Source organism: Geomonas silvestris, assembly GCF_014193515.1.
GTDB classification, from domain to species: Bacteria; Desulfobacterota; Desulfuromonadia; order Geobacterales; family Geobacteraceae; genus Geomonas; species Geomonas silvestris.
Map to the genome: position 1 here is coordinate 491727 of NZ_BLXX01000002.1, position 26635 is coordinate 518361.

The window sequence follows — 26635 nt, forward strand, 5'->3', positions numbered from 1 at the left end:
TTCTCCAGCGTCCACTCCCCCGCCTGGGGGGGAGGGAGGGCCGATCGCTTTAGGTATTGAACTCGTGGTTGTACATCATGGAGAGCCGGGCGCGGTTCTCCAGGCAGCTCTCACAGAGCTCGCCGGCGTCCTTCCAGAGCTCCCCGGCGAGCCACTCCCCCGCTTCGCCGTAGAGGGAGCGCGGCGCGTTCTCGTCGAACTCCGCCTTGCAGATGCTGCAGGTTTTCATGGCGTCACGACGCGGCGCACCAGGTCGGCCAGGCACTCGAGGAACAGGGGGGAGGAGTTGAGCGACGGCGAGCGGACGAAGCGCTCGATCCCGAGGCTTTTGGCCTCCTCGGCGTACTGGATGTCGATCTCGTGCAGGGTCTCGATGTGGTCAGAAACGAAGGAGAGCGGCACCATGAGGATCTCTTTTCTCCCCTCTCCGGCCAGGCGCTTGAGCGTCGCCTCAGTGGAGGGCTCCAGCCACTTCACCCGGCTCGCCTTGGACTGGAAGCAGAGGTGGTGCGGGCTCGCGTTCCCCAGCTGCTCCATGACCAGGCGCACCGTGGTCTGGATGTGCTCCAGGTAGGGGTCCCCCTCGTCGATGAAGGACTGCGGCAGGGAGTGCGCCGAGAAGAGGATCTGCACCTGGCTCGGATCGGGGAACTGGGCCAGCCCCTCGCGCACCTTCTCGGTAAGCGCCTTGATGTAGATGGGATGGTCGTAGAAGCGGTCGATGCAGGTCACCTGGAAGCGATTCCCCGCCTGGCTGAGCACCCGGCTCAGCTCGTTGAGGCTCGAACCGGTGGTGGCCTTCGAGTAGTGCGGGTAGAGCGAGAGCACGATGATCCGCTGGATCCCCGCCTTCTTGATGGCCGCCAGCGCCTCCAGGGTGGAGGGGCGCGAGTAGCGCATCGCCACGAAGTAGCGGTAGTCGTCCCCCAGAAGTGCCTGGAGCCCCTGCCCCTGGGCGTCGGTCAGCTCGCGGATCGGGGACTTGCCGCCGATCTCCCGGTAGTGCTGCGCCACCTTGGGCGCGCGTTTTTTCACGATGCGCCGCGCTATGAAGGGTTGCAGCAGGGAGGGCCCGATTTTAATGATGTCGCGGTCGGTGAACAGGTTCATAAGAAACGGTTCCACGGCGGCGATGGAGTCGGGGCCACCCATCTGCAGCAAAAGGAGTGCGGTCTTCTCGGCCATGCGTACCTCTCTGGAAGTGGTCTGGTCCAGACTGTAGCAGAAAAATACTGTGAGGAGAACAGGTTATTGCGGTGACGCCGGAGGGGGAGCCCCGTCAGAGGCGCACCTGGGAAAGCTCGCCAAGCAGGGGGCCTGCTCGGAAACCAACTGGCCCTACACCATCGCGAACTTCACCAAAAAGCCCCCCAAGGGGTGCTAGCAAGGCATCCGCGCTATGTTCTAGGTTAGACGTTGGAAAATGGAAGGGACGGCAGATGGCTAAAGGGCGAGCACAATGCGGTTTTAGGTTCCAACCTTAACGTAGAACGTGGAACCTAGAACCGCAGGTATCCCGGAAGCGGGACGAAAAAAGCCCCCCCAGTCTCAGTAGCGAGACTGGGGGGGCTTTTTTTGCGGTGCAGCCTACCGGCCGATAGGTCAGGGTGCCTCGAGCCGGGCGGCCAGTTCTCGGGCCAGACTGTGCTCCGGGCGCGCGGCCGGGGAGCCGGGGTGGACCTCCTGGTGTTTGGCAGCCAGCTTGCCGGGGCTGGTGCGTTTTGCCTTGTGCTCGCCGGCGGAGGGGTCAGTGTGGGCAAAGAATCCGCAGGAGAGAATGATCGCAGCCATCACCACTTTTTCGGGCAGGTGTTTCATCGCAGGCCTCCAGAGCTTCACGCATGGATCGGACGTCTTTGGCGTAAATATGAGAAAACTTATTTGGGTATTCTAATGTTTTTCCGGGAGAAGTCAAGATGGAAGCGAAAGATTTTATCGAACCTTTCCGCCGCGCGGGAACGGGGGAGGGCCACCTCGGTAAAACGGAGGGGGCCCTCGCTCGTGCTGCGTTCTGGAGAGAGGGCCAGCTCAGCCTGAACTCCGCGGGGTTGCAGCGCTGCCGGACAGAATAAACGCGCTGGTGAAATCAAGATGCGGGAAAAAGGGCTCAAGGTGACTGCCGGAGCTCCGATAGCTAATGATAAAATTTCCTTCCGGCGGCCGGTTTAGGAAAAAGGTGTTCAAAAGATAGACAGTTGAGCTCTTTTGTTTATAATGAGTAGCTTGTGCGAGTGCCTCTCATGGAAAATGTGATATCCCCCCGCTGGCGTCGCGGTGTGCTGCGGTGTCTCCTCGTGCTGTTGGCCGCCCTGTGGGGCACCCCCTGCGGCGCCGGGCCGGCCGGTCTGCAGGCGAGCCCTGACGGCGGTGAAACCGGCAACCGGGTCGGCCTCGACGAACGCCTGGGGGCCAGGCTCCCGCTCGACCTGGTCTTCCGGGACGAGACCGGGAAGGAGGTCCGGCTGCGCGAGCTGATCACCGGGCCGACCATCGTCTTGCCGGTCTACTACGGCTGTTCAAACGTCTGCAACTACCTGCAGGGGGGGCTCGCGCGGGTACTCCCCGAGGTGAAGCGCGTGCCCGGGAAGGAGTACCGGGTCATCTCGGTGAGCATCGACGAGACCGAGACCCCGGAGCTCGCAGCCCGCTACCAGCGCATGTACTTAAGCGCCCTGAGGGTCAACTTCCCGCCGGGGGGGTGGAAATTCCTCACCGGCGACGCGCAGAACATCAAGAAATTCGCGGATGCGGCCGGCTACCACTTCCAGCGCAAGGGGCGGGACTTCCTGCACCCGGTGGCGAGCTTCGTGGTGGCGGGGGACGGCATGATCGTGCGCTACCTCTACGGCACCAGCTTTCTCTCCAAGGACCTGACGCTCGCGCTCCTGGAGGCGCGGGAGGGGAAGGTGGGTACCACCATCCGCAAGGTGGTGGACTACTGCTTCAGCTTCGATCCCAACAGTAAAAGCTACGAGTTCAACCTGCTGCGGGTGAGCGCCACGGCGGTGATCCTGTGCTGCGGCGGGTTCTTCCTGTTCCTGGTGCTCACGGGCAGAAAAGGCAAACAACATCCTTTGGGGGACAAATGAGTTCGGCAGAAAGTAGGCAACCCGTTGCAGAAGGGTTCTGGGGCGACACCGGCAAGACAGGCCTGGGCTCCTGGATCTTCTCCACCGACCACAAGAGGATCGGACTGCTCTACCTCTACTCGGTGACCGGATTCTTTCTGGTCGGCGTGATCCTGGGCCTTTTGATCCGCATCGAACTGATGGCGCCGGGCAAGACCATCGTGGACGCGCAGACCTACAACGCGCTCTTCACGGTGCACGGCGTGGTGATGATCTTTTTGTTCATCATCCCGGGGATACCGGCCTCCTTCGGGAACCTGGTGATGCCGATCCAGATCGGCGCCCGCGACGTCGCCTTCCCGAGGCTCAACCTCTTCTCCTGGTGGCTCTACGCGATCGGCGCCCTGGTGGTGCTCACCTCGCTCTTCACCGGCGGGGGGGCCCCGGACACCGGATGGACCTTCTACGTCCCCTTCTCGGCCCGAACCGGCACCAACGTCTCGCTCGCGGTCTTCGGGGTCTTCATCCTCGGCTTCTCCTCCATCCTCACCGGGGTGAACTTCGTGACCACCATCCACCGGCTGCGCGCCGACGGGATGAACTGGGGGCGGCTGCCGCTTTTCACCTGGTCGCTCTACGCGACGGCCTGGGTGCAGATCCTCGCCACCCCGATCATCGCCATCACGCTCGTCCTGGTGATCGCCGAGCGCGTCCTGGGCGCCGGGCTCTTCGACCCCGGCCGCGGCGGCGATCCCATCATGTTCCAGCACCTGTTCTGGATCTACTCGCACCCGGCGGTCTACATCATGATCCTTCCCGCCATGGGGGTCATCTCGGACATCATCCCGGTCTTCTCCCGTAAGCCGATCTTCGGCTACAAGATGATCGCCGCCTCCAGTATCGGCATCGCGGCCGCGGGCTCCCTGGTCTGGGGCCACCACATGTACACCTCGGGGATGAGCGACACCGCCATCATGGTCTTCTCGTTTCTCACCTTCATCGTGGCGATCCCCTCGGCCATCAAGGTCTTCAACTGGGTCTCCACGCTCTACAAGGGGTCCATCTCGCTCGAGGCCCCCATGCTCTTCGCGCTCTCCTTCGTGCTGCTCTTCTCCATCGGCGGACTCTCCGGCCTGATCCTGGGGGCGGCGGCCACCGACATCCACGTGCACGACACCCACTTCGTGGTGGGGCACTTCCACTACGTGATGTTCGGCGGCACCGGTTTCGCCTTCTTCGCCGCCGCCCACTACTGGCTCCCCAAGTTCTTCGGGCGCCGCTACAAGGAGAAGCCGGCCATCGTCGGCTGGGCGTTCATGTTCGTCGGGTTCAACGTCCTCTACTGGACCATGCAGGTCCTGGGGATGCACGGGATGCCCAGGCGCTACTACGACTACCTCCCCGAGTTCGCCCCGCTCAACTTCGTGGCCACCGTGGGGAGCTGGATCCTGGCGACCGGCCTCGTGATCGTGCTGGTGAACCTGGTGAAGGGGCTCAAGAGCGGCGAGCCGGTGGGTGAAAATCCCTGGGGCGGCGCCACCCTGGAGTGGCAGATCGCCACCCCGCCCCCCACGGAAAACTTCGAGGGGGACCCGGTAGTGACGCACGGACCCTACGACTTCAAGGGGGTCGTCAAGCCATGAGCCACGAGCACAAGGACAACGTCGGCGCCAAGCTGGGGATGTGGCTCTTCCTCTTCACGGAACTGCTTCTTTTCGGCGGGCTCTTCATCCTCTACTCGGTCTACCTAAGCCGCTACCCGCACGAGTTCACCTCGGCAGGCAAGGAGCTCAACGTGGTGTTCGGGACGACCAACACCGTGGTGCTCTTGACCTCGAGCCTCTTCGCCGCCATGGCGGTCACCTCGATCAAGCGCGGCGAAAAGAAAACCACCCTGTCGCTTCTGGTGGCGACGCTCGCCTGCGCGGCCACCTTCATGGTGATCAAGTACTTCGAGTGGACCGCCAAGATCCACCACGGCATCTACCCGGGCTCCCCCAAGCTCGCCGCGGGACCTCCGGGGGAATCGGTCTTCTTCAGCCTGTACTACATCACGACCGGCCTGCACGGCATCCACGTCCTGATCGGCGGGGCGCTTTTGGCCTGGATCGGCACCAAGGTGCAAGGCGGCAGGCTGAACGCCGGCAACAACGTCATGCTCGAGAACGGCACCCTGTACTGGCACCTGGTGGACCTGGTCTGGATCTTCATCTTCCCGCTCTACTACCTGATCCTCTAGAAAGAGCTGCCGGCTGGGTATCGCGCGCCGGGAAAGGGCGCGCACGACATGTACATGAGAAATGATCGGGCAGTGGTCAAGGAGCATCCCTATGAGTCAGGAAAGCGCAGAACATGCGGAACATATCGTAAGCTACAAGACCCTGGTGGGGGTCTGGGTCGCCCTCTTGGTCCTCACGGTGATCACCGTGGCCATCACCCGGGCGGAGCTGGGAGCCCTCAAGGTCTGGTCGGCGCTGGCGGTGGCCTCGGTGAAGTCGGCACTGGTGATCGCCGTCTTCATGCACATGAAGTACGAGGCGCGCCTGTTCCGCATCATCCTGCTCGTCGCACTGGTTACCCTGGCGACGTTCATCGGGTTTACCTTCTTCGACGTACTCTACCGCTAAAGGGGCCACCGTGGAAAAGCATCTCATGACGACAACTGAAGCGATCGACCCGGTCTTCATGTTCATCCTGGGCTCCTGCCTGGTGCTGCTCATCGGCATCACCGCGGCCATGGTGCTCTTCGTGGTGCGCTACCACCGAAGCCGTGCCCCGGAGCCGACCTCACAGGTTGATGGCAGCCTCTGGCTCGAGGTGGTCTGGACCGCCTTCCCGACCCTGTTGGTGCTGGGCATGTTCTACTACGGCTGGTCGAGCTACCTCACCCTGCGCGACGTGCCGCCCAATGCCCTGCAGGTGACCGCGGTGGGGCGCATGTGGTCCTGGAACTTCCTGTACCAAAACGGCAAGAACAGTCCGAAGCTCTACGTCCCGGTGGGGAAACCGGTGCAGGTGGCACTCGAGTCCAAGGACGTACTGCACGGCTTCTACGTGCCCGCCTTCCGCGTCAAGCGCGACGTGGTGCCGGGGATGAAGAACCACGTCTGGTTCGTGGCTCCCAAGCCCGGCTCCTACGACATCTTCTGCTCGCAGTACTGCGGCACCAGCCATTCGGCGATGATCGCCACCATCGAGGCGGTCCCCGCCGAGCAGTTCGAGGCCTGGCTCAAGGAGACCAAGGCGACCGGCGCGCAGCACCCGGCCCTTGCGCTTTTGGAAAAGCATGGCTGCCTGGGGTGCCATTCGCTGGACGGCTCGCAGAAGGTCGGGCCGACCTTCCAGGGGATCTGGGGGCGCAAGACCGACGTGAAGACCGCCGGCAAGGAGCACGAGATCGTCGTCGACGAGGCCTACCTGAAGCGCTCCATCGTGGAGCCCAACGCCGACGTGGTGGAGCACTTCCCGCCGGTCATGCCGGCCTTCGCCGGGGTGCTCACCGAGGAGGAGATCCGACTCATCATCGATTACTTCAAGACCAGCGCAGGGGGCGCCAAGCTGGACGGTGCCAAGCTCGCCAGGGAGAAGGGGTGCCTGGCCTGCCACTCGCTGGACGGCTCCAAGGGTGTGGGCCCCAGCTTCAAGGCGATCTTCGGCACCAAGGTGAAGGTGGTGCGTAACGGCAAGCCCGAGATGGCGACCGTCGACGAGACCTACCTGAAGGAGTCGATCCTGAAACCCTCGGCCGCCGTGGTGGACGGCTTCCCGCCCGTGATGCCGGTGGAGGATGATCTCTCCCCCGACGAGGTCTCGGCGCTGGTGCAGTTCATCAAGGAGCTTAAGTGATAACGACGCTGAGCCGGCTGCTGCGGATGCGGCTTGCCCTGATGAACGGGGTGGCCGCGGTGGGGGGCTCCCTGCTTTTTCCGGGGAGCGCCGAGGCCGGGGAGCTTTGCGCCCTGGGTGGCGGCGTGGCGCTTTTGGCCGGGGCCGGATCGGCGCTGAACCAGCTCCTCGAGCGCGACCTCGACGCCCTGATGCAGCGCACCCGGCTGCGGCCGCTGCCGACCGGCGAGCTCACCCCGCTTTTGGTCCTGCTCACGGGGCTTTGGTGCCTGCTGGCCGGCTCGCTGCTTCTCTTCGCGGCGGGGGGGATGTTCCCCGTGCTGCTCGGGTGGGGGACCCTCGCCTGGTACCTCGCCGTCTACACGCCGCTCAAGCGTTCCACCCCCTTCGCCCTGCTGCTCGGCGCCCTGTGCGGCGCCGTCACTCCGGTCATCGGTTGGAGCGCTGCCGGCGGCAGCCTTATCGATTTCCGGATCATCCTGCTTGCCGGAGTGCTCTACCTGTGGCAGATACCCCACTTCTGGCTTTTGCAGCGCCGCCACGCCGACGATTACCGGCGCGCAGGCTTCCCGCTCTTCGCCCCCCCGGCCAAAGAGAGCGGGGCGGCGCCTTTTTTCCAGCTCTGGGTGGTGGCCTTGATTGCCAGCGCGCTGATGCTCCCCGCCTTCGGGGTGATCAGCCGGTCTGCCGCTCCGTGGTGTCTGGCCTTCTGCGTCCCGCTGTTCCTGGCGGGGGTTCGCAAGCTCGAGCCGATGCTTTTTGCCAGTCTCAACCTCTTCCCCTTGCTGGTCACCGCCGCGCTCTACGCCGGCCGGTAAGTTTTTTCCTTCCGAAAGAACCCCGTTACGGCTAGAATGGTCCGGCGCAGTTACGCTAACTGCACGAAATACAGTCAGAAAAAAGGAGTCTTGGATGGCCGACAAGGGACACGGCGCTGCGCCGGTTAAGCACAAGCTTTGCAAACTCAGTAAAGACGGGAAGTTGGAAGAGATCGAGGCGCTTTCGGTGAAGCCGATCGTGTACTGCAACAAGTGTCGTGCGAAGTCCAACGACCCGGGGAGCCTGTGCAACCCTCGGACACTCAAGGCTTGAGGATAGAGGAATCAAGGTAGCGTGAGCTGCGGGTGGATGCTGCAGCGAAGAAACCGAGATTGATAACAGCAACGCAAAAAGGCGGCCCCCGAAAGGGCCGCCTTTTTTATTATTGGTACCTCGGTGAAATCTCTCGCTCCCACGCTCCAGCGTGGGAATGCCTCAAGGGGCGCTCCCGCGTCCCGGTTTTGGGCAGTGCTCGACGCAGGAGCGTCGCTGGCTGCAAGGATTCAGCGAGTTGCGCGTCCCCTCTCCCCTTGCGGGAGAGGACAGGGTGAGGGGGAAGGTGCCAACTCATCGGAGCTTCAGGCTTCACCCACCCCCCGGCCCCCTCCCGTCAAGGGAGGGGGAGGTCCTAGGGCCGCCTGCAGTGAGGGAGGTCGTCTCGTTTACCCAATCACCCCGAGTTCCCTGCCGACTTTGGCGAACACCTCGAGCCCGGTATCAAGGTCCTCGCGTGAGTGGGCGGCGCTGATCATCGCACGGATGCGGGCCTTCCCCTGCGGGACCGTGGGGAAGCCGATCGGCATGGCGAAAACCCCTGGGGTCGACTCAAAGAGCCGGCGCGAGAACTGCTGGGCCAGCGTGGCGTCCCCCAGCATGATCGGCGTGATCGGCGTGATGCTGACCCCGGTATCGAAGCCGGCCTGCCGCATCCCCTCCTTGAAGTAGCGGGTGTTCTCCCAGAGCTTCTCGACCAGTTCGGTGCTCTGCTCCAAAAGATCCACCGCGGCCAGGCAGGCTGCGGTGTCGGCGGCGGTGACCGCGCTGGAGAACAGGAAGGGGCGCGCCTTCTGGCGGACCCAGTCGACGACCAGTTTGTGTCCTGCGATGACGCCACCCATGACCCCGAAAGCCTTCGAGAGCGTGCCGATCTCCAGGTCGAACTTGCCGTTCAGGCCGAAGTGGTCCACGATGCCGCGTCCGCCGTGCCCCAGCACCCCTTCGCCGTGGGCGTCGTCCACCATGGTCATGACGCCGTGGCGCTCGCAGAGTTCGAAGAGTTGGTCCAGGGGGGCCACGTCGCCGTCCATCGAGAAGACGCCGTCGGTGATGAGGAGCGCGCGGCGGAACTTGCCGACGTTCTCGGTGATGACCCGCTCGGCATCGGTCACGTCGCAGTGCTCGTAGACCATGATGGTTGCCGAGGAGAGCCGGCAGCCGTCGATGATGCTGGCGTGGTTCAGCCGGTCGGTGAAGATGACGTCGCCCTTGCCGACCATGGCGGGGATGGCGGCCTGGTTGGCGCAGAAGCCGGACTGCACGTAGAGCGCGTCTTCGACCCCCTTGAAGCGGGCCAGGCGTTCCTCCAGCTGGCGGTGCAGCTCGAGGGTGCCGGCGATGGAGCGCACCGCGGCGGGGCCCACGCCCCAGACGCCGACCGCCTGCTGGGCCGAGGCCTTGAGGCGTTCGTGGTTGGCGAGGCCCAGGTAGTTGTTGGTGCAGAAGTTGAGGACCTTCTTGCCGTCCACGACCATCCAGGCCCCGCAGGGCGAGCCGATGGTGCGGATGGCGGTGCGCAGCCCCTGCTTCTCCAGGTTCGCGAACTCTTCGGATATCCAGGAAAACTTATCAGCCATTGCGGCACTCCTTTAAAACGTGGGGACTTAGACCCAGTTCAGGATGACCTTGCCGGAGTTGCCCGAGGCCATCGCCTCGAACCCTTTCTCGAACTCGGTGTAATGCATGCGGTGGGTGATCACCGGGGTCAGGTCCAGCCCGATCTTGATGAGCGACTGCATCAGGTACCAGGTCTCGTACATCTCGCGCCCGTAGATCCCCTTCACGGTCAGCATGTTGAAGATCACCTGGTTCCAGTCGATGGCGAGCTCCTGGTCAGGGATCCCCAGCATGGCGATCTTGCCGCCGTGGCACATGTTGGCCAGCATCTCCTTGAAGGCGGCGCCGTTGCCGGACATCTCCAGCCCCACGTCGAACCCTTCCTTCATCCCCAGTTCCTTGCGCACGTCGGCGAGCGAGCGCTCCTTCACGTTGAGCGCGACGGTCGCCCCCATCTTCTTCGCCAGGTCCAGGCGATAGGGGTTCAGGTCGGTGGTGACGATGTAGCGCGCGCCGGCGTGGCGGGCGATGGCGGTGGCCATGATCCCGATGGGGCCGGCGCCGGTTATGAGGACGTCCTCGCCCAGAACCGGGAAGGCCAGCGTGGTGTGGGTCGCGTTGCCGAAGGGGTCGAAGATGCTGAGCACCTCCATCGGGATGCTGGGATCGGCATGCCAGACGTTGGTGACCGGGATGCAGATGTATTCGGCAAAGGCACCGGTGCGGTTCACGCCGATCCCGGTGGTGTCCTTGCAGAGGTGGCGCCGGCCGGCCAGGCAGTTGCGGCAGCGCCCGCAGACGATGTGCCCCTCGCCGGAGACCACGTCGCCGATGTTCAGGTCGTAGACGTTACTGCCGATGGCGGCCACGGTCCCGACGAACTCGTGCCCCACCACCATGGGAACCGGGATGGTCTTCTGGGCCCAGGCGTTCCAGTCCCAGATGTGCAGGTCGGTGCCGCAGATGGCGGTCTTGTGGACCTTTATCAGTACGTCGTTGATCCCGACCTCGGGGACCGGAACCTCGTCCAGCCACAGGCCGGGTTTCGGATATTTCTTTACCAGCGCTCGCATGGTTTTCCGCATCAGATGGCGCTCCTTTGCGTCAGAAGGATATTCATTAATATAGCAACCCGGGGGCATAAGTAAACCAGGATCGCGCATGCCGGAAACCCGAAATTAACAGTGATAAACGGGAGGTATGGGATAGTACCGGAAAAGCGGGTCTATCATGAGAGTCGGGGGGGGAGGGGGATTGGCTCCGCAGGTGCCTGTCCCCCTGGCAGCCACTTTCCGGAGTCCCCACTCGAGCGTGGCGTGCGCCAGATGCGCTCCCGCCGTGTCATTTGCGTTTTCTCTGCGTGCCTCTGTGTGCCTCTGTGGTCAAGGCTTTTGGCCCGCCCGCGCAAATCCCTGAAATCTGCTATGATAAGACATCCCCTGATTCCACATGAGAAGGAGAACGCGATGAGTGAACTGAAAAGCTGCCCGATGCCCGAAGGGCATAAGGCGCATATGTGCCAGTTGAAGGCGGAAGGGCGGATGGAAGAGATCGACCAGCACTCCGCCAAACCGAAGTTCGCCTGCAACAAGTGCGGCGCAAAAGCGGACGAGGAAGGGTATCTCTGCCAGCCGCGACCGCTGTAACTACCACAGACACGAGACGACAGGTAAGGCTCCGGCCGCAACATGACCCCGCGGGAAGGTACCAACCGGAAGAGAAAGGAAACGAGGTGATCCGGGTTCCGCAGTCAACCTGAAAACCGTTTGAGATTCGAGGGCGGCCTTTGGGCCGCCCTTTGCTGTTTCAGAATTAGCCACACTGTCAAAATGTGCTAAACTTGCGTCACCATTACTCTACTAGCCGAGGAGAGTTACTCATGGATCTGCGCAAAACCCACACGACCATACTCAACGAAGGCGATCCGGAAGCGAAAAGAGCCGAGATTCTCCAGTACTTCCACGCCACCTTCGACATAGACGAGAAGCTGTACGAGACGCTTAAGGAGGACAGCACCTTCTATCTCAGAGCCGACCGGCTGCGCCACCCACTCATCTTCTATTTCGGGCACACGGCAACCTTCTTCGTCAACAAGCTGATCATCGCCAAGGCGATCCACGAGCGGATCAACCCGCGCTTCGAAGCGATGTTCGCGGTCGGCGTGGACGAGATGTCCTGGGACGACCTCGACGCCACCCACTACGACTGGCCCACCCGGCAGCAGGTGAAGGAGTACCGCGACAAGGTGCGCCAGATGTTGGACGGCCTGATCCGCACCCTGCCGCTTACCCTCCCCATCACCTGGGAGAACCCCTTCTGGGGCATCATGATGGGTATCGAGCACGAGCGGATCCACCTGGAGACCTCCTCGGTGCTGATCCGCCAGTTGCCTCTGGACCAGGTGCGCCCCATGGAGTTCTGGTCCATCTGCAAGGAGGCCGGCGAGCCCCCGGAAAACGAGCTGGTCTACGTGCCGGGAGGAAAAGTAGTCTTGGGGAAGGACGACAGCCATCCCCTCTACGGCTGGGACAACGAGTACGGCCGCCACGAGGCGGAGGTCGCCGGCTTCGCCGCCTCCAAGTACCTGGTCTCCAACCGCGAGTTCCTCGCCTTCGTCGAGGACGGCGGCTACCGCGAAGAGAAGTGGTGGACCGAGGAGGGGTGGAACTGGCGCAGCTTCAAGGAGGCGGAATTCCCGCTCTTCTGGCGGCGCCGCGACAACGGCTGGGCCTTACGCACCATGCTCGAGGAGATCGACCTCCCCTGGAACTGGCCGGTCGAGGTGAACTGCCTGGAGGCCAAGGCCTTCTGCAACTGGCTCGCCGCCAAGACCGGCAAGGCGATCCGGCTCCCGACCGAGGACCAGTGGAACCGGCTGCGCGACGAGGCCCAGATCCCCGACCCCCCGGCCTGGGATACGGCGCCGGGCAACGTGAACCTCGAGTACTGGTCCTCGTCCTGCCCGGTGGACCGCTTCGCCGTGGGGAACTTCTACGACGTCCTGGGGAACGTCTGGCAGTGGACCGAGACCGCCATCTACCCGTTCCACGGCTTCCAGGTGCACCCCTGGTACGACGACTTCTCGACCCCGACCTTCGACACCCGGCACAACCTGATCAAGGGGGGCTCCTGGATCTCCACCGGCAACGAGGCGACCCGCGAAGCGCGCTACGCCTTTAGGCGCCACTTCTTCCAGCACGCCGGCCTGCGCTACGTGGAGAGCACGGCCGCGGTCGAGGTGCAGCAGGACCCCTACGAGACCGACGCCCTCACCGCCCAGTACTGCGACGCCCACTACGGCCCGGAGCACTTCGGGGTGCGCAACTTCCCGGTCTCGCTCGCGAAGATCTGCCTGGAACTCTCCCAGGGGCGCAAGCGCGGCCACGCGCTGGATATCGGCTGCGCCGTGGGGCGTGGCAGCTTCGAGCTGGCCCGCGGCTTCGACAAGGTCACCGGCCTCGACTTCTCCGCGCGTTTCTTCCACCTGGCGGCCCGCATGCAGGAGGGTGGTTATCTGCGCTACGCGCTCCCCGAGGAGGGCGAGATCCTCTCCTTCCACGAGATCGCCCTGTCCGACCTGGGGCTTGAGGAATCGCGCGAGAAGGTGCAGTTCTTCCAGGCCGACGCCTGCAACCTGCCGGATAAATTCACCGGCTACGACCTGGTGCTGGCCGCCAACCTGATCGACCGGCTCTACTCCCCGCGCCGCTTCCTCTCCATGATCCACGAAAGGATGAACCCGGGCGCCCTCTTGGTGATAGTCTCCCCCTACACCTGGCTGGAGAGCTTCACCAAGAAGGAAGAGTGGCTGGGCGGCTACCGGGCGGCCGGCGAGCCGGTCTACACCCTCGAGGGGCTCAACGAGGTACTCGCGCCGCACTTCGCCATGCTGGGCGAGCCGCGCGACGTGCCGTTCGTTATCCGCGAGACGCGCCGCAAGTTCCAGCACACCGTGGCCGAACTCACCGTATGGGAGCTTAAGTGATGGAGGAAACCTTCGATTTCGACGAGATCATCGACCGGCGTGGCACATCCTGCGAAAAGTGGGACAAGTACCGGGGGCGGGACATCATCCCGCTCTGGGTGGCGGATATGGATTTCCGCTCCCCGCCGGCCGTCATCGAGGCCCTAAAGGAGCGGGTGAGCCACGGCATCTTCGGCTATACCCACGCGCCGGACACCCTGTACGAGGCGGTGCTCACCGCGCTCAAGGAGGAGTACGGCTGGGAGGTGAAGCACGAGTGGATCACCTGGCTCCCCGGACTGGTCACCGGGTTGAACGTTGCCTGCCGCGCGGTGGGAGAGCCGGGCGACGACGTCATCACCTTCACCCCGGTGTACCCGCCGTTTCTGTCGGCGCCGCCGCTTTCGGGCCGGCAGACCGTGAAGGTGCCGCTCGCCTGCCGGGACGGGCGTTGGGGGCTCGACCTGGAGGCCCTGGAGGCGGCGCTCACCCCGCGCACCAAGCTGCTGTTGCTCTGCAGCCCGCACAACCCGGTCGGCAGGCTTTGGAACCGCGAGGAACTGGCAAGCCTCGCCGCCTTTGCCGAGCACCACGACCTCGTCATCTGCAGCGACGAGATCCACGCGGGGCTCGTGCTGGAGGAGTCGCAGCGCCACCTCCCCATCGCCACCCTCGCGCCGGCGATCGACCGGCGCACCATCACGCTTTTGGCGCCCAGCAAGACCTTCAACGTCCCGGGGCTCGGCTGCTCCTTCGCGGTCATCTCGGACGATGCGCTGCGCCGCGCCTTTAGAAAGGCGATGGGGCGCGTGGTGCCGCACGTGAACCTCCTGGGTTTCACCGCAGCCGAAGCGGCCTACCGGCACGGCGAGCCCTGGCGGCGCGGGCTCATCCGCTACCTGCGCGGCAACCGCGACCTGGTGGCCCGGGAACTGGAAGGGATGGGGCTTACCGTGGCCCACGTCGAGGCGACCTACCTCTCCTGGATCGACGTCCGGCACCTGGGGATCGAGGATCCGGTGGCGTTCTTCGAGGAGGCGGGGGTGGGGCTCTCCTGTGGGTCCGACTTCGGCCTCCCCGGCTACCTGAGGCTCAACTTCGGCTGCCCGCGCCCGCTCTTGGCCGAGGCGCTTGGGCGTATGAAGGCGGCGCTGAACAGCTTATCCGTCTAGCCTGGAGGTGGGGAGTCCTGCCGAGTTTTCGCGGCTCCTCCTCCTAGCCGAGGCACGCCAGTCGCAACACGTTTCATTCCCGGGAGATCAAGCGTGACATCGAAACACAAATCCCCCAAAAACCTCGCCGAATCGGTCTGCGCCGAACTTCGGAAGCGGCACGTCGCCTTTCCCGATGAGCGGATCATCGCCGATCTGTTCGAGACCACCTACTACTCGAGCCTGCGCACCGAGGAGTCCGAGCCGGTCACCTTCCACCTGGTCTTTCTGGACCCGGCCCAGCCGGACCCCAAACCGCCCAAGAACCCGGTGAAGGACCGCTGGAGCTTCATCCCCTTCGCGGAACCGATCGAATTCTCCATCCTGAACGTGGTGAAGATCGCCAAGTCCTCGGGGCTCACCACCTCGTCGCTGGTGGTCTGGCCCGACGCCGAGGGAAAGCTCTTCATCTGGGGGCTGGTGGACCAGCAAAACCGCTTCCACAAGTTCCTGAACCGCAGCGCGGAGGTGGAGGCCGAGCGGCCCGGGCTTTTCCAGGTGAGCGTGGAAGGAATCGGCGTGGTCGTCGTTTACCTGCGCTACGAGAAGGTGGCCGAGTTGAGGGTGAACGAGCTGATCCGCAACTCTTTGGACGTCTTCGGCGAGAGCCCGATCCGCGACCTCCTGGCGCCGGGCATAGCGGACCACATCGCCTCCCTGTACGGCAACCTCCCCGAGGACCTCCCCTGCAGCTGCTTCAGCGAGGAGATCCACGTGCAGCAGTGGCTCTCGGTACTCTGCCGGATCCTCCTGCGGGTGCAGAAGCTGAAGCACGGGGGCGCCATCCTGATCACCCCGGAGCTCGCCAGGCAGGGGCTGAACGTCAAATACCGGATCGATTACGAGCGCCTGCAAAGCGCCCTCGCCACCAACGCCGTCCTCAAAAGCCGCTTCGACTGCATGGAGCTAAGCCTGCTCGAGCAGGACGAGTCGAAGGCGAGCGACATCCCCGCGTCGCGCTTTCTCCGGCTCCGGCGCCTGGAGAAGGAGTTAAGATCCAGCAAGAACGAGATCGACGGCGTCATCTGGTTCATGGCGCTGCTCACCCGGGTGGACGGGCTGGTTCTCATGGACAGGAACCTCGCGGTGCGCGGCTACGGCGTCGAGATCACCACCGCGGCGGAGCCGGAGAACCTCTTCATCGCCGGCGATCGGATGGCCAGCGAGGCGAAGCTGCGCGCGGCGAGCTACAACCACTTCGGCACCCGGCACCGCTCGATGATGCGCTACTGCTTCGAAAACCCGGGGAGCATAGGCTTCGTCATCTCGCAGGACGGCGAGGTGCGGGTCATCTCCAAGATCGGGGAGCGGCTCATCATGTGGGAAAACATCAAGCTGAAGTACTACAGTTACGTCTCCAAGAAAAAGTGATACCATGGCGCCCTGACCCGATCCCCCAGGAGGTACATCTGATGACGCGAGTGCTGCTGACCGTTATGCTGGGCCTGGCCCTTTCCGGGTGCACCCGGCAGGCGTGGTACGAGGGGTTCAAGTCGCAACAGCGCCTGCAGTGCGAACACCTGACGCAGGACTACGAGCGTCAGCGCTGCCTCGAGCGGGTGAACGGCATGACCTACGACCAGTACCAGCGGGAGACCGAAGCGTTAAAAGAGCGGCCGTGACCCGGTCCCAGCCAGCCGTTTCCGGTCCGCACCTGGTATCCCACAAAATCTAGCAGCCCCTGTCCCTCCCTTTCGGTTCTTCCGGGAATCGTGGAAAGTTCCAGTGCAGACGATCTCACGTTCCTCCTTTGGAAAAGGGGGGGAGGGGGGATTCGCCTTTCCCTGCCAGATAGTGGCGAACATCATCTGTCCGCAGCCTTCTCGCACTTCCCCGGAATTTCTCGATGAACCTACCCTTTCCTTACTATTGGTAACGACGCACTAGCAAATTGCTCCAGCTTGTCGTAGAATGCCCGGCGCGCTGCCGGCCCCGCCCGGCGCGATCCCATCCCGGCTGCTGCCGGAGAAGGAGACCCACGTGCCCGACGCTCCCCTCACCAAGGACGCTATCGCCGCTCTTCCGCCGGTGCTCGGCCGCTGGCCCGGTACCTGTTTCGTCTGCTCGCCAGGACACCCGCACGGACTCGGTCTGCGCTTCCACCACACCGAGGACGGCGTGGTCTGCACGACCGCGATCTCCGCGCACTACTGCGGTTTCGACGGCATGGTGCACGGCGGGATCATCTCGACCCTCATGGACGAAACCGCCGCCTACGCCCTCTTCGCGCGCTACGGCAAGCTCGGCGTGACCCGTGAGCTGACCACCCGATTCCTGAAACCGGTGCCGACCGGTGCCGAGCTCACGGTGCAGGGGCGGGTGGCAAGCTACACACCACCGACGGCCGAGGTGACCATGGCGATCTACGACCAGTCGGGCGAGGTTTTGGCCGAGGCGAAAAGCTCCTGGTCCTTCCCGCGCCTGTCGCGCATCGCCGCGCTGGCCGGGGTGAAGGAGGAGGTCCTCCAGCAGTTTCTGGACGACTGCCAGAGGATGGACGCAGAACACGCCTAACTGCTTTACGGAATCATTTTTGTGGAGGCTCAACGATGAGTGACTTTTTGATACCGCGTACCCCCTCGGCGTACGACTACCAGCTCTTGATCAAGAACCTGCTCTTCTGCCCCGCGGTGGACAACCCGGACCAGGAGATCGTCTACCGCGACCAGTACCGCGGCAGCTACCGCCAGCTGCGCGAAAGGGTGCGGCGCCTGGCGCGCCTTTTGACCGACCTCGGCGTGAAGCCGGGGCAGACTGTGGCGGTGATGGACTGGGACAGCCACCGCTACCTCGAGCTCTTCTTCGCAGTCCCGATGATCGGCGCAGTGCTGCACACCATCAACGTGCGCCTCTCCCCCGAGCAGATCCTCTTCACCATCGACCACGCCGAGGACGACGTGCTCCTGGTGAACAGCGAGTTCCTCCCCATCCTGGACCAGATCCGCGGCAGGATCGACACGGTGCGCACCTACATCCTGATCTCCGACGAGGAAACCGGCGCCAAGAGCAGCATGGTCCCCTTCGTCGGCGAATACGAGGAACTGCTGGCCCAGGCCGCACCGGAGTTCGAGTTCGCCGACTTCGACGAGAACACCCGCGCCACCACCTTCTACACCACCGGCACCACCGGCCTCCCCAAAGGGGTCTACTTCAGCCACCGCCAGCTGGTGCTGCACACCTTCGGCGTCCTCTCCATGCTGAGCACGGTCTCCGACCACGGCAGCTTCAGGCGCGACGACGTCTACATGCCGATCACCCCGATGTTCCACGTGCACGCCTGGGGCATGCCCTACGTGGCGACCATGCTGGGGGTGAAGCAGGTCTACCCGGGACGCTACCTCCCGGAGGTCCTCCTGGAGCTCAAGGAGAAAGAAGGGGTGACCTTCTCGCACTGCGTCCCCACCATCCTGCACATGATGCTGAAGCACCCGCACGCCGAGCGGATCGACCTTAAGGGGTGGAAGCTCATCATTGGCGGCGCCGCCATGTCGCGCAACCTCTGCGTTGACGCTCTGAAGCGCGGCATCGACGTCTTCACCGGCTACGGCATGTCCGAGACCTGCCCGATCCTCACCTTCTCGCAGCTCACCCCGGAGATGCTGGAACTCCCCCCCGAGGAGCAGGCGGCCATCCGCTGCAAGACGGGGCTCGCCATTCCGCTCGTCGACCTGAGGGTGGTGGATGCCGACCTGAAAGAGGTGCCGCGTGACGGCGTGACCACGGGGGAAGTGGTGGCCCGCGCCCCCTGGCTCACCCAGGGGTACCTCAAGGATCACAAGACCTCCGAGCGGCTCTGGGAGGGGGGCTTCCTGCACACCGGCGACGTGGCGGTGCGCGACGAGCGCGGCTACCTGCGCATCACCGACCGCTCGAAGGACGTCATCAAGGTGGCCGGCGAGTGGGTCTCGTCCCTGGAACTCGAGGACCTGATCGCCCACCACCCGGCGGTCGCTGAAGTGGCGGTCATCGGCCAGCCCGACGAGAAGTGGGGCGAGCGCCCGCTGGCCCTGGTGGTGCTGAAACCGGCGGCCGTCGGCAAGTCGAGCGAAAAGGAGATCTCCCACTACATCCGCGAGACCGCGGACCGCGGCACCATCAGCAAGCAGGTGGTGCTCGCCAAGGTGAAGCTGGTGCAGGCGATCGACAAGACCTCGGTCGGCAAGATCAACAAGGTCGCCCTGCGCGAGAAGTACCTGTAGCCGCAGGGGCAGAGTCCAGGTCGCGCAACAGCTAAGGCCCCAAGGGGGTGCGCGCGCGGGGTGCGCGCCGGGCCGCTACAGGCTCAACCATCCTCACTGTTTGCGCTAAGCCGGGGGGATTGGTAACATTGAGCCTGATTTTCCGCATGCCACAGTTTTTTTATGCACGTGACAGTTACCGATAGGAGATAGATACATGGAAAAGAACGCGAAGATCTTCCTGGCCGGCTCAAAGGGCCTGGTCGGTTCGGCGCTCAAGCGCTGCCTCACCAAGAGCGGCTATACCAACCTGATCACCCCCGAGATCGACGAGCTGGATCTCACCAACCAGCAGGCCGTTGCCGATTTCTTCGCGGCCCAACGCCCGGAGTACGTGATGCTGGCCGCGGCCAAGGTGGGAGGGATCCACGCCAACAACACCTATCCCGCCGAGTTCATCTACATCAACCTGGTGATCCAGAACAACGTGGTGCACAACTCCTGGAAGTACGGGGTCAAGCGCCTGCTTTTCCTGGGATCCTCGTGCATCTACCCGAAACTCGCCCCGCAGCCGATGAAGGAAGAGCACCTTTTGACCGGGCTTCTGGAACCGACCAACGAGCCCTACGCCTTGGCCAAGATCGCCGGCATCAAGATGTGCGAGTCCTATAACCGCCAGTACGGCACCAAGTTCATCGCCGTGATGCCGACCAACCTGTACGGCCCCGGCGACAACTTCCACCCGGAGAACAGCCACGTGCTCCCCGCCCTGATCCGCCGCTTCCACGAGGCGAAGCTCGCCGGCTCTCCCGAGGTGGTGGTCTGGGGGAGCGGCACCCCGCGCCGCGAGCTCCTCTACGTCGAGGACATGGCGGCCGGCTGCCTGCACCTCATGGAGCTCTCCGACGAGCAGATCGCGCCGGAACTGCTGAGCTACCCCAAGCCCTGCTTCGTGAACCTGGGGACCGGAGAGGACGTCACCATCCGCGAGCTGGCCGAGACCGTGGCCCGGGTAGTGGGCTTCAAGGGGAGGCTGGCGTTCGACGCCAGCAAGCCCGACGGCACGCCGCGCAAGCTCGAGGACGTAAGCCGCGCCCACTCCTTGGGGTGGCGCCATACCGTGAGCCTCGAAGACGGCATCGCGGCCACCTACCGCTGGTACCTGGAGAATCCCGAGTACAAGCGCTAGACCTGTCGTATTTCGCGCGACGGCGTCAGGTCGCCGCACAAAAAAAGACGAGCCCGGTGGAGAGATCCACCGGGCTCGTCTGCGTTTGGGCCGGAACGCTGTGGGAGCGGAATTACCCGAAGATGCGGTTCTCCTGCTCCTGCACCCGGATGAAGGTGGTGCGCTTGGTGAGCTCCTTCAGCGAGGCCGCACCCACGTAGGTGCAGGCCGAGCGGACCCCTCCCAGGATGTCGCGCACGGTCTCCTCGATCGGTCCGCGGTAGGGGACCTCGACGGTCTTCCCTTCCGAGGCCCGGTAGGAGGCGACCCCGCCGGAGTGCTTGTCCATGGCGGTGGTCGAGCTCATCCCGTAGAAGAGCTTGAACTGCTGGCCGTTGCGCTCCACGATCTGGCCGCCGCTCTCGTCGTGGCCGGCGAGCATGCCGCCCAGCATCACGAAGTCGGCGCCGCCGCCGAAGGCCTTGGCGATGTCGCCCGGGCAGGTGCAGCCGCCATCCGAGATGATGCGCCCGCCCAGACCGTGGGCCGCGTCGGCGCACTCGATCACCGCGGAGAGCTGCGGGTACCCTACGCCCGCCTTGACGCGGGTGGTGCAGACCGAACCCGGGCCGATGCCGACCTTGACCACGTCGGCGCCGGCCAGAAGCAGCTCCTCGACCATCTCACCGGTGACCACGTTCCCCGCGATGATGGTCTTGTCCTCGAAGCTGTCACGCACCCTGCGCACGAACTCGACGAAGCTCTCGGCGTAGCCGTTGGCGACGTCGATGCAGATGAAATGCAGTTTGGGGTGGTTCTTCATGATGGTGGTGAGCTTCTCGAAGTCGGCCTCGGAGGAACCGGTACTCACCATGATGTGGGAGTAGATCACCTCGTCCTTTCCCTCCAGGAACTCGTCCCACTGCACCGGGGAGTAGTGCTTGTGCACGGCGGTCAGCATGGCGTGCTTGGCCAGCACCTCGGCAACCTCGAAGGTGCCGGTGGTGTCCATGTTGGCGGAGATGACCGGGACGCCGGTCCACTCGCGCTTGCTGTGCAGGAACTTGAAGGTGCGCACGAGGTCGACCTGCGAGCGGCTTTTCAGGTTGGAGCGTTTGGGGCGGATCAGAACGTCGGAAAAACCGAGCTTTACATCGTTGTCTACGAACATGTGTGCATCTCCTTCGTGGCAAATGTAGCTTACAGTCGTGTCTTTCGACAAGCGGGATCGGAGAGTAGCGTTAATCCCGGGGTTGTACAAGCGTTAAATTGTTGAAAAGAGTATCTTTACCGCGTATACGGCCTGTGCTAGAGTGCGCGCGGAGGTTCCGCATGCACGAGATCCGGATGCGCCGCCAGCGCTGGGTCATCTTCGCCGTCCTGGCGCTGGTCTACATCCTCGTCTACTTCTACCGGGTCTCGCTGGCGGTGGTGGCACGCGACGTCGCGCGCGAACTCGACCTCTCGCCGGCCCAGCTCGGTTCGCTCTCCAGCATCCTCTTCTACGTCTACGCCGCAGCCCAGCTCCCCCTGGGACCGATGATCGACCGCCTGGGGAGCCGGGTGGTGATCGGCGCCAGCGGCGTCCTCACCGCCATCGGCGGCATCCTCTTCTCCCAGGCGTCCACCCTGGCCCAGGCCATGGCCGGCCGCATCCTCCTCGGCCTGGGGACCGCCTGCGTCCTCATGGCCACCTTCACCATCTTCAGCCACTGGTTTTCCAAGCAGGAGTTCGGCCGGGTCTCCGGCCTCATGATCGCCATCGGGAACCTGGGGAACCTGGGGGGGACGGCGCCCCTGGCGGTCGCGGTGGCGTGGGTGGGGTGGCGCAGCTCGTTCCTGGCGGTGGGGGTGCTGCAGGGAGTCCTGACGCTGTTCGTGTTCCTTTTGGTGCGCGACCGGCCGCCGCAGGATCCGGAGCGCAAGGGGGAGCCGGCGGCAACGCCCATGGGGCTCCTCGAGGCCTGGAAGCAGATCTTCGGCAACCGGGATTTTCTCTGCCTGGGTGCGCTCGCCTTCACCTGGTACGGCAACTACCTGGCCGTGCAGGGGCTCTGGGGCGGCCCGTACCTCATGGAGGTGCTCAAGCTAAGCCGGGAGGCCGCGGGCCGCATGCTCATGTGCACCTCGCTCGGCTTCATCTGCGGCAGCCTGGTGATCGACACCGTAGCCCGAAAGCTCATGCACTCCCATAAGCGGACCCTCTGGCTCGGGCAGTTGGTACTGCTCGTGCTGATGACCGCCTTCCAGGGGGTGGCTGAGACCCTGCCGATGGCGCTTCTCGCGGCGTTCTTCTTCGCCCTGGGACTGGCGGTCTCCAGCGGGACCACCATCTACCCGATCGTCCGGTCCATGTTCCCGGTACGCATGGTGGGGACCGCGCTCACCTCGCTCAACTTCTTCGTGCTGATGGGGGCGGCCTCGATGCAGCAGATCATGGGGGTGATCCTGAATTCCTTCGGGAAACTCACCCCCGGCGCTACCGGCCAGGCCTTCCACGCGGCCTTCCAGTTTCCGGTGGCCGCCCAGGCCGTGGCGCTCGCCTTGTTCTTCTTCGCCAAGGACTATTACGAAACCTAGAACCCGTTCTACGTTCTAGGTTCTAGGTTCTAGGTTGCAGGTTAAAACCGGAAAGCTGTTCTTTGGGAAGTGGTGTCGGCCTTACAGGGAACCAAACGAGGCATCTCGCCCCTACCACCCCCTGGAACCCGAAACCATAGTGCCTGCTACGCAGAAAACCCAGGCACGTCGCTGGTTCTCTTTTGGCAGTTAACCTAGAACGTAGAACATAGAACCTAGAACAGCTTCTGGTTTTACAGCTCTCCGAGCACCGATTTGAAGTCGCCGAGGGTCTTGGCGCGCTTCAGGCGCTTGAGTTCTTGGTCCAGTTCCGGGTCCTCGACGTTGGAGACCACACCCTTCACCTTGGCGAGCACCTGGGCGTCGCCGCAGAAGAGCTTGCCGTAGAGCGGCAACAGGCCGTCCAGGTAGCGGCGCAGCATGGCCCGGCGCTCGGCACGTTCCGGCTCCGCGCTCGCCCGGCCGCGCAGCCTTTCGAAGAGCATCGGCTCGCCGATGCCGCCGCGTCCCAGCATGAGGCCGGCAGCCCCCGTCTCCTTCAGGATCCCAAGCCCCTTTTTGGCGCTGCGGATGTCGCCGTTGGCGATGACGGGAAGGTTGGTCTGCCGGATCACTTCCGCGGTGATGGCATGGTCCGCAAAGCCGTTGTAGGCCTGGCGCACGGTGCGCGGATGCAACACCAGGAAGTCGACACCGGAGTGCTCCAAAAGCGGCAAGAGGGAGAAGATCTGGCGCGGATCGTCGTAACCGGCGCGCAGCTTCACCGAGAAGGTCCCGGTGATGGTCTCGCGCAGGGCGGGGAGGATCTCCTCCAGAAGCTCGGGGCGCTTCAGCATCCCGCCGCCGGTCAGCCCGCTGGTCATGCGCCCGTAGGGGCACCCCATGTTCAGGTTCAGGTGTACCGCGCCGGCGTCCTGGGCGACCTGGGCCGCCGAGACCAGTGCCTCGCGGCCGTGGCCGATCAGCTGCACCACCAAAGGGACGCCCCCTTCCTCGGCGGCGATCTCGCGCAGGTCGCTCGGCATCAGGCGCTTTTTCGAGGAGACCGGGTTCACCCGCATGAATTCGGTCCAGACCACGTCGGGGCGCACCCAGGAGACGAAGAGCGCGCGGAGCGCGCGGTTGGTGAGCCCCTGCATCGGCGCCAGCATGAGCGGCGTTTCGCCGGGAGCCCAGGGGAGTCGTCGGGCGCCGGGCGCAGTGCTGCCCGGGCAGCGATCATTGTCAGTTACGGATTTGGTCATGTTCTGGTAAGGGGACGAAGCTGAAAGGGTGCTGAGGTGCGGGGAGGCGGCGGCCGCCTCCCCGGCTTCGTGCGGGCTAACAGGCCTAAGGCCTAGAGGATTTCCAGCAGTTCGATCTCGTAGGTGATGTCTTCGCCGGCCAGCGGGTGGTTGGCGTCGACGGTGATGGCCTCTTCGGTCACTTCGACCACCACGACTTCGACCGGCTCGTCGTCGTCGCCGGTCAGCTCCAGTTCCATGCCGACTTCCGGGACGATGTCGCCGGTGAGCTGGGCGCGGCTGATGGCGAAGACCTCGTCCTCGTCGTACTCGCCGAAGGCGTCTTCAGCAGGAATCACGATGGTTTTCTTCTCGCCGGGAGCCATGCCGACCAAGGCTTCCTCGATCTGCGGGAAGAAGTCCTCGTTGCCGATGGTCAGCTCCATGGGGCCGGTTTCGCAGCCGCACCCTTCGTCATCGCAGCCGTCATCGTTGCAGCCGCAGGCGTCGTCCTCGCAGCAGCCTTCTTCCTTCAGGGTGCTGTCGAAGACCGAACCGTCTTCCAGGGTGCCGGTGTAGTTGATGCGTACTTTGTCGCCTTGTTTCGCAGTTGCCATGTCGTATCGTCCTTCTCTTTGGTGTAGTGAGTCTGGTTCTCTTCGCTGAATGTACGTGCGAGCGAGCCGGTTAGTCCAGAAAAATCGTGTTCAGTGCCAAAAAACCGCGCCGGCACGCAGGAGTGCTCCCGCGGCAGCAACCCGGGCATACCAGCTTGCCCTTTACAGTTGTCGCACGGTTATGGAACAATGTCATGCGGTTGACACAAGGAGGCGGTCATGGAGAAGAGGATCAACGCGGAAGAGTGGACGGCCCGGTTTCGTGCCGTAGGCCTGGATGACGACGCCCAGGGGCATTGGCACTCCCTTTTCGAACGCGAAAACCCCAGCGGGCACCAGAGTTTCCTGGAGTGGCTGGGGCTTCCCGAAGAGCGAATCGTCCAGATCAGGGACCGCTCCTCGATCCGGTAGACGCCGCACTTCCCGCCCCTTGCGGCGGCACGGCATCCGGAACGTGGCAGCCAGGCTTTTCCCGCCTTTACTGGCGCATCAGTTTCTTCGCCGCGAAGTTGTAGCACTGCAGGTAGCTCAACACGGTGAGCACGAAGCTGAAGTACAAGACACACAGGACGATCGGGGTGTTCGGGGCCTGCAGGATGAACATCCCGAAGAAGAAGAACACCGACGCCTTCACGATGTCTCCCATCCGCTTCTTCTTGGTGACGGCCTTGAGTTCCTCACTGCTCAGGTTGCTGGTGCTCAGGGTCAGGTCGCGCTCGGCTTCCTTCGCGGCAAAGCGGTAGATCGGGTAGAAGAGCAGCATCTGGATCACGAAGCTCGCCACCACGCCGTTCATGAACCTCCCCGGCATGCCGATGGCCTGGAACTTTGCCTGGAACTGTACCGCCATGTAGCCGAGCATCAGGACGAGGGCAACCTGGGCCACCGCGAATATCTTGATGGTTTTGCCGATCTTCTGGTATCTTGTGGTGTCCGCCATCGCAGCTCCCTCCGGGTGGTTGTGGTGTGCTCCGCACAGCAAGCGGCGTCACCATAACAAATGTAACGCTGGTATACAATAAAAAGACGCTCCGGTTTCGGCCGGTTCGCTGCACGGCGCGAAAGACCGGGGTCCCCTGGCGCTGGGACGGGCTTTCACAAGCGAAACCAGGATGTTGTGCCTCGGTACTCCCGAAGTGGCGCAACCGCCGGGCGGGTTTTGCGTTGATCGCCGACAGCGAATCGGGTAACGTGATCGGGTTGCCTCGACAAAAGGGCGGAACCCCGCATGAAACAGACCCGCCTCGCCTACGCCGCACTGGTCTTGGGCATCCTTTGCATAGGCTGTTCGGCGTTGTTCGTAAAGATTGCCGCACTCCCCGGCACCGTTTCGGCCTTCTACCGGCTGGCGCTGGCGGCTCCCCCGCTGTTGGTCGCCTGGGCGGTGGCCAGAAAACCGATGCCGGCGCGTCACGACCTGGGGCTCATGGCGGCCGGCGGCGCGCTCTTTGCCGCGGACCTGGTCTTCTGGAACTCCGGCTTGCTGCTCACCTCGGCTGCGACCGCGACCCTTTTGGCCAACAACGCCCCGATCTGGGTCGGCCTGGGCGCGCTCTTCTTCTTCCGCGAGCGCCTGGCACCGCGCTTCTGGTTCGGGCTCACCCTCTCCCTGGTCGGGATGACGCTCATCGTGGGGGCCGTGGGGATCCGGCAGCTGCAGTTCAACCATGGCGACCTCCTGAGCATCGCCGCCAGCATGTTCTACGCGGCCTACCTCCTCACCACCCAGAAGGCGCGGGTCGCCAACGACACCCTGACCTTCATGACGGTGTCGGTGGTTGCCGGGGCGGCGCTCCTGTGGGTGGTAAACCTGGCCCTCGGGGTGCCGCTCACCGGCTTCAGCGCCAGGACCTGGTGGGCCCTCACCGGGCTCGCGCTCCTCTCGCACCTGGTCGGCTGGCTCGCCATCAACTACGCGCTGGGGCACCTGAAGGCCTCGGCGGTCTCGGTCTCGCTCCTGGGACAGGCCGTGGTGACGGCGCTCCTCTCCATCCCGATCCTGGGGGAGACCCTGGGATGGTCGCAGACCGTGGGCGGTCTCCTGGTCTTAAGCGGCATCTACCTGGTGAACAGCAGAAAGAAGTAATCGGCAGCAAAAGAACCACCCTAAACACGCACCGATGAGCGA

The 26635-nt window shown here is 63.9% G+C and carries 28 protein-coding genes; 19 read left to right on the forward strand and 9 right to left on the reverse strand.

Translation table 11 applies throughout. The features are described from left to right. Positions 1 to 49: 49 nt before the first annotated feature. Together GMST_RS05750 and hemH are read right to left on the reverse strand one after the other, a co-directional pair. Positions 50 to 229 (reverse strand): hypothetical protein, encoded by a 180-nt coding sequence (locus GMST_RS05750; protein WP_183353674.1) that lies wholly within the window; start codon positions 227 to 229, stop codon positions 50 to 52. Further along, positions 226 to 1185, reverse strand: a complete 960-nt coding sequence (gene hemH / locus GMST_RS05755; protein ID WP_183353675.1) for a ferrochelatase — start codon at positions 1183 to 1185, stop codon at positions 226 to 228. The genes GMST_RS05750 and hemH overlap by 4 nt, the downstream gene beginning before the upstream one ends. Positions 1186 to 1234: 49 nt before the next feature. Here hemH and GMST_RS05760 point away from each other — a divergent pair, with 49 nt between their 5' ends. Continuing rightward, positions 1235 to 1384: a hypothetical protein gene (locus GMST_RS05760; protein WP_183353676.1), complete on the forward strand. Its 150-nt coding sequence runs from the start codon at positions 1235 to 1237 to the stop codon at positions 1382 to 1384. 218 nt (positions 1385 to 1602) lie between these two features. Here the strand turns inward: GMST_RS05760 and GMST_RS05765 are convergent, their stop codons facing one another. Further along, positions 1603 to 1818, reverse strand: a complete 216-nt coding sequence (locus tag GMST_RS05765) for a hypothetical protein (RefSeq protein WP_183353677.1) — start codon at positions 1816 to 1818, stop codon at positions 1603 to 1605. Between the two features lie 458 nt (positions 1819 to 2276). Between GMST_RS05765 and GMST_RS05770 the strand changes: the two genes are divergently transcribed. The 7 genes from GMST_RS05770 (at position 2277) to GMST_RS05800 (ending at position 8006) form a co-directional block, all read left to right on the forward strand. Continuing rightward, a complete protein-coding gene (locus GMST_RS05770; protein ID WP_246399194.1) occupies positions 2277 to 3089 on the forward strand; it encodes an SCO family protein in 813 nt (270 codons plus the stop codon). Beyond that, the gene (gene ctaD, locus GMST_RS05775) at positions 3086 to 4711 is read left to right on the forward strand and encodes a cytochrome c oxidase subunit I (protein ID WP_183353679.1); all 1626 of its coding nucleotides are present in this window, start codon (positions 3086 to 3088) and stop codon (positions 4709 to 4711) included. Before GMST_RS05770 ends, ctaD begins: the two co-directional genes overlap by 4 nt. Beyond that, a complete protein-coding gene (locus tag GMST_RS05780; RefSeq protein ID WP_183353680.1) occupies positions 4708 to 5307 on the forward strand; it encodes a cytochrome c oxidase subunit 3 family protein in 600 nt (199 codons plus the stop codon). Before ctaD ends, GMST_RS05780 begins: the two co-directional genes overlap by 4 nt. Before the next feature lie 91 nt (positions 5308 to 5398). Next, on the forward strand, positions 5399 to 5695 hold the full coding sequence (locus tag GMST_RS05785; protein ID WP_183353681.1) for a cytochrome C oxidase subunit IV family protein: 297 nt from the start codon (positions 5399 to 5401) through the stop codon (positions 5693 to 5695). A gap of 25 nt (positions 5696 to 5720) precedes the next feature. Further along, positions 5721 to 6914 carry a cytochrome c oxidase subunit II gene (gene coxB / locus GMST_RS05790; protein ID WP_183353682.1) on the forward strand — a complete coding sequence of 398 codons (1194 nt, stop codon included), beginning with the start codon at positions 5721 to 5723 and terminating at the stop codon, positions 6912 to 6914. Continuing rightward, a complete protein-coding gene (locus GMST_RS05795) occupies positions 6911 to 7732 on the forward strand; it encodes a protoheme IX farnesyltransferase (RefSeq protein WP_183353683.1) in 822 nt (273 codons plus the stop codon). Before coxB ends, GMST_RS05795 begins: the two co-directional genes overlap by 4 nt. A 94-nt stretch (positions 7733 to 7826) precedes the next feature. Then, positions 7827 to 8006 carry a hypothetical protein gene (locus GMST_RS05800; protein WP_183353684.1) on the forward strand — a complete coding sequence of 60 codons (180 nt, stop codon included), beginning with the start codon at positions 7827 to 7829 and terminating at the stop codon, positions 8004 to 8006. A 389-nt stretch (positions 8007 to 8395) separates the two neighbouring features. On the opposite strand, the gene GMST_RS05805 is transcribed toward GMST_RS05800, so the two are convergent. Continuing rightward, positions 8396 to 9586 (reverse strand): glycine C-acetyltransferase, encoded by a 1191-nt coding sequence (locus tag GMST_RS05805; RefSeq protein ID WP_183353685.1) that lies wholly within the window; start codon positions 9584 to 9586, stop codon positions 8396 to 8398. A 27-nt stretch (positions 9587 to 9613) separates the two neighbouring features. Next, positions 9614 to 10651: an L-threonine 3-dehydrogenase gene (gene tdh / locus GMST_RS05810; protein WP_183353686.1), complete on the reverse strand. Its 1038-nt coding sequence runs from the start codon at positions 10649 to 10651 to the stop codon at positions 9614 to 9616. A gap of 381 nt (positions 10652 to 11032) precedes the next feature. Here tdh and GMST_RS05815 point away from each other — a divergent pair, with 381 nt between their 5' ends. The 8 genes from GMST_RS05815 to GMST_RS05850 all read left to right on the forward strand — a co-directional run bounded on the left by GMST_RS05815 (position 11033) and on the right by GMST_RS05850 (position 20108). Continuing rightward, positions 11033 to 11212 carry a hypothetical protein gene (locus GMST_RS05815; protein WP_183353687.1) on the forward strand — a complete coding sequence of 60 codons (180 nt, stop codon included), beginning with the start codon at positions 11033 to 11035 and terminating at the stop codon, positions 11210 to 11212. Positions 11213 to 11445: 233 nt separating this feature from the next. Continuing rightward, a complete protein-coding gene (gene ovoA / locus GMST_RS05820; RefSeq protein WP_183353688.1) occupies positions 11446 to 13551 on the forward strand; it encodes a 5-histidylcysteine sulfoxide synthase in 2106 nt (701 codons plus the stop codon). Next, positions 13551 to 14702: a MalY/PatB family protein gene (locus GMST_RS05825; RefSeq protein ID WP_183353689.1), complete on the forward strand. Its 1152-nt coding sequence runs from the start codon at positions 13551 to 13553 to the stop codon at positions 14700 to 14702. The genes ovoA and GMST_RS05825 overlap by 1 nt, the downstream gene beginning before the upstream one ends. A 93-nt stretch (positions 14703 to 14795) precedes the next feature. Continuing rightward, a complete protein-coding gene (locus GMST_RS05830; RefSeq protein ID WP_183353690.1) occupies positions 14796 to 16112 on the forward strand; it encodes a putative sensor domain DACNV-containing protein in 1317 nt (438 codons plus the stop codon). A 41-nt stretch (positions 16113 to 16153) separates the two neighbouring features. Next, the gene (locus tag GMST_RS05835) at positions 16154 to 16363 is read left to right on the forward strand and encodes a hypothetical protein (protein WP_183353691.1); all 210 of its coding nucleotides are present in this window, start codon (positions 16154 to 16156) and stop codon (positions 16361 to 16363) included. Positions 16364 to 16721: 358 nt separating this feature from the next. Next, positions 16722 to 17255: a PaaI family thioesterase gene (locus GMST_RS05840; protein ID WP_246399195.1), complete on the forward strand. Its 534-nt coding sequence runs from the start codon at positions 16722 to 16724 to the stop codon at positions 17253 to 17255. Positions 17256 to 17290: 35 nt separating this feature from the next. Beyond that, positions 17291 to 18940, forward strand: a complete 1650-nt coding sequence (locus GMST_RS05845) for a fatty acid--CoA ligase (RefSeq protein ID WP_183353693.1) — start codon at positions 17291 to 17293, stop codon at positions 18938 to 18940. 196 nt (positions 18941 to 19136) lie between these two features. Then, positions 19137 to 20108: a GDP-L-fucose synthase family protein gene (locus tag GMST_RS05850; protein ID WP_183353694.1), complete on the forward strand. Its 972-nt coding sequence runs from the start codon at positions 19137 to 19139 to the stop codon at positions 20106 to 20108. Between the two features lie 112 nt (positions 20109 to 20220). On the opposite strand, the gene GMST_RS05855 is transcribed toward GMST_RS05850, so the two are convergent. Then, positions 20221 to 21258 carry a GMP reductase gene (locus GMST_RS05855; protein WP_183353695.1) on the reverse strand — a complete coding sequence of 346 codons (1038 nt, stop codon included), beginning with the start codon at positions 21256 to 21258 and terminating at the stop codon, positions 20221 to 20223. Between the two features lie 161 nt (positions 21259 to 21419). Here GMST_RS05855 and GMST_RS05860 point away from each other — a divergent pair, with 161 nt between their 5' ends. Continuing rightward, complete coding sequence (locus GMST_RS05860) at positions 21420 to 22667, forward strand: MFS transporter (RefSeq protein ID WP_183353696.1); 1248 nt, start codon at positions 21420 to 21422, stop codon at positions 22665 to 22667. A 233-nt stretch (positions 22668 to 22900) separates the two neighbouring features. Here the strand turns inward: GMST_RS05860 and GMST_RS05865 are convergent, their stop codons facing one another. Together GMST_RS05865 and GMST_RS05870 are read right to left on the reverse strand one after the other, a co-directional pair. Continuing rightward, entirely contained in the window at positions 22901 to 23911 is a 1011-nt protein-coding gene (locus GMST_RS05865; RefSeq protein WP_246399196.1) for a tRNA dihydrouridine synthase, read from the reverse strand. 92 nt (positions 23912 to 24003) lie between these two features. Beyond that, the gene (locus GMST_RS05870) at positions 24004 to 24507 is read right to left on the reverse strand and encodes an FKBP-type peptidyl-prolyl cis-trans isomerase (protein WP_183353697.1); all 504 of its coding nucleotides are present in this window, start codon (positions 24505 to 24507) and stop codon (positions 24004 to 24006) included. Between the two features lie 219 nt (positions 24508 to 24726). Between GMST_RS05870 and GMST_RS05875 the strand changes: the two genes are divergently transcribed. Further along, on the forward strand, positions 24727 to 24918 hold the full coding sequence (locus GMST_RS05875) for a MerR family transcriptional regulator (RefSeq protein ID WP_183353698.1): 192 nt from the start codon (positions 24727 to 24729) through the stop codon (positions 24916 to 24918). 67 nt (positions 24919 to 24985) lie between these two features. Here the strand turns inward: GMST_RS05875 and GMST_RS05880 are convergent, their stop codons facing one another. Continuing rightward, complete coding sequence (locus GMST_RS05880; RefSeq protein WP_183353699.1) at positions 24986 to 25447, reverse strand: hypothetical protein; 462 nt, start codon at positions 25445 to 25447, stop codon at positions 24986 to 24988. Positions 25448 to 25735: 288 nt separating this feature from the next. Between GMST_RS05880 and GMST_RS05885 the strand changes: the two genes are divergently transcribed. After that, positions 25736 to 26593, forward strand: coding sequence for a DMT family transporter (locus tag GMST_RS05885; RefSeq protein WP_183353700.1), 858 nt, complete (start codon positions 25736 to 25738; stop codon positions 26591 to 26593). Positions 26594 to 26635 lie beyond the last annotated feature (42 nt).

Bases quoted from the DNA above. Each gene is read 5' to 3' on its own strand.
- GMST_RS05750 (WP_183353674.1), bottom strand. From the start codon at position 229: ATGAAAACCTGCAGCATCTGCAAGGCGGAGTTCGACGAGAACGCGCCG.
- hemH (WP_183353675.1), bottom strand. From the start codon at position 1,185: ATGGCCGAGAAGACCGCACTCCTTTTGCTGCAGATGGGTGGCCCCGAC.
- GMST_RS05765 (WP_183353677.1), bottom strand. From the start codon at position 1,818: ATGAAACACCTGCCCGAAAAAGTGGTGATGGCTGCGATCATTCTCTCC.
- ctaD (WP_183353679.1), top strand. From the start codon at position 3,086: ATGAGTTCGGCAGAAAGTAGGCAACCCGTTGCAGAAGGGTTCTGGGGC.
- GMST_RS05780 (WP_183353680.1), top strand. From the start codon at position 4,708: ATGAGCCACGAGCACAAGGACAACGTCGGCGCCAAGCTGGGGATGTGG.
- GMST_RS05785 (WP_183353681.1), top strand. From the start codon at position 5,399: ATGAGTCAGGAAAGCGCAGAACATGCGGAACATATCGTAAGCTACAAG.
- coxB (WP_183353682.1), top strand. From the start codon at position 5,721: ATGACGACAACTGAAGCGATCGACCCGGTCTTCATGTTCATCCTGGGC.
- GMST_RS05800 (WP_183353684.1), top strand. From the start codon at position 7,827: ATGGCCGACAAGGGACACGGCGCTGCGCCGGTTAAGCACAAGCTTTGC.
- GMST_RS05805 (WP_183353685.1), bottom strand. From the start codon at position 9,586: ATGGCTGATAAGTTTTCCTGGATATCCGAAGAGTTCGCGAACCTGGAG.
- tdh (WP_183353686.1), bottom strand. From the start codon at position 10,651: ATGCGGAAAACCATGCGAGCGCTGGTAAAGAAATATCCGAAACCCGGC.
- GMST_RS05815 (WP_183353687.1), top strand. From the start codon at position 11,033: ATGAGTGAACTGAAAAGCTGCCCGATGCCCGAAGGGCATAAGGCGCAT.
- ovoA (WP_183353688.1), top strand. From the start codon at position 11,446: ATGGATCTGCGCAAAACCCACACGACCATACTCAACGAAGGCGATCCG.
- GMST_RS05825 (WP_183353689.1), top strand. From the start codon at position 13,551: ATGGAGGAAACCTTCGATTTCGACGAGATCATCGACCGGCGTGGCACA.
- GMST_RS05835 (WP_183353691.1), top strand. From the start codon at position 16,154: ATGACGCGAGTGCTGCTGACCGTTATGCTGGGCCTGGCCCTTTCCGGG.
- GMST_RS05845 (WP_183353693.1), top strand. From the start codon at position 17,291: ATGAGTGACTTTTTGATACCGCGTACCCCCTCGGCGTACGACTACCAG.
- GMST_RS05850 (WP_183353694.1), top strand. From the start codon at position 19,137: ATGGAAAAGAACGCGAAGATCTTCCTGGCCGGCTCAAAGGGCCTGGTC.
- GMST_RS05855 (WP_183353695.1), bottom strand. From the start codon at position 21,258: ATGTTCGTAGACAACGATGTAAAGCTCGGTTTTTCCGACGTTCTGATC.
- GMST_RS05860 (WP_183353696.1), top strand. From the start codon at position 21,420: ATGCACGAGATCCGGATGCGCCGCCAGCGCTGGGTCATCTTCGCCGTC.
- GMST_RS05865 (WP_246399196.1), bottom strand. From the start codon at position 23,911: ATGACCAAATCCGTAACTGACAATGATCGCTGCCCGGGCAGCACTGCG.
- GMST_RS05870 (WP_183353697.1), bottom strand. From the start codon at position 24,507: ATGGCAACTGCGAAACAAGGCGACAAAGTACGCATCAACTACACCGGC.
- GMST_RS05875 (WP_183353698.1), top strand. From the start codon at position 24,727: ATGGAGAAGAGGATCAACGCGGAAGAGTGGACGGCCCGGTTTCGTGCC.
- GMST_RS05880 (WP_183353699.1), bottom strand. From the start codon at position 25,447: ATGGCGGACACCACAAGATACCAGAAGATCGGCAAAACCATCAAGATA.
- GMST_RS05885 (WP_183353700.1), top strand. From the start codon at position 25,736: ATGAAACAGACCCGCCTCGCCTACGCCGCACTGGTCTTGGGCATCCTT.